The organism is Sphingobacterium sp. UBA7253, assembly GCF_002472745.1.
GTDB lineage: Bacteria > Bacteroidota > Bacteroidia > Sphingobacteriales > Sphingobacteriaceae > Sphingobacterium > Sphingobacterium siyangense.
The window spans coordinates 1-768 of record NZ_DKSP01000239.1 but is presented as its reverse complement, the minus strand read 5'-3'; the positions used below and the strand labels follow the sequence as shown (position 1 = coordinate 768).

Sequence of the window (768 nt, the reverse complement as noted above, 5' to 3'; positions counted from 1 at the left end):
TCGAATCCCAGCGGGATCACAGAAAAAAGCTAATCACAAGATTAGCTTTTTTTGTTTATATGAATTATAAATGACAAAGACTGGACGATTATGTTATCTATTCTCACTCAATGACTTTAACCTTTTAATTCCGTTCAAAATACCTCCTCTAATCATATTTCCATATCCGTCATCAGATAATTTGTCCGTGAACGAAAGTGCTGATTGATAATTTTTTTCTGCATTTTCAGCATCGCCTAGATCCTCATAGCATTTGGCAATGTTCAAGTACAGCGACGGGAAGGCCCCGCTGACATCGTTGTTCTTTATTTCTTGAGCCAAATGTAAGGCCGTCTCATCCCGTTTCAATTTGTCTGCAACACTCTTCTGATGTCTTGCTATATAATGGGCTGCTATAAATCTTTCAAAGTCATTTATCGCTTCATTCCAAGCTTGAGTAAATAATTTGCTTGCTTCTTCCGGTTTTCCCTCGATGTCCATACCTTGGGCACAAAGTTTAACGGCGTGGTTATCTGGATCTAAATACATATTGATTATTTTTAAAAATGTAACTAATCAAATTTAAAACATTCCAACTTTAGACGCGTTGATGTATGTCAAAAAATCATTTCGATTTAAGCCTGCTCAACGTTTCTTGTGTAATATCAAGATAAGAGGCAAGTATTTCTGTTACATGCTGTAGTGTGAAGCATCTGCTTATCTGGTCTATGTGTTCCTCAGTGATACTCGCGTTGTTTGTAAGATAATATTTTAGTTTTCCTATCATAC

The 768-nt window shown here is 36.2% G+C and carries 1 protein-coding gene; it reads right to left on the bottom strand.

What is annotated here, in order from left to right; all coding sequences use genetic code 11:
- Positions 1 to 93 precede the first annotated feature (93 nt).
- Positions 94 to 528, bottom strand: a complete 435-nt coding sequence (locus B2X72_RS24860) for a hypothetical protein (protein ID WP_088161713.1) — start codon at positions 526 to 528, stop codon at positions 94 to 96.
- Positions 529 to 768: the final 240 nt, after the last annotated feature.

Bases quoted from the DNA above. Each gene is read 5' to 3' on its own strand.
- B2X72_RS24860 (WP_088161713.1), bottom strand. From the start codon at position 528: ATGTATTTAGATCCAGATAACCACGCCGTTAAACTTTGTGCCCAAGGT.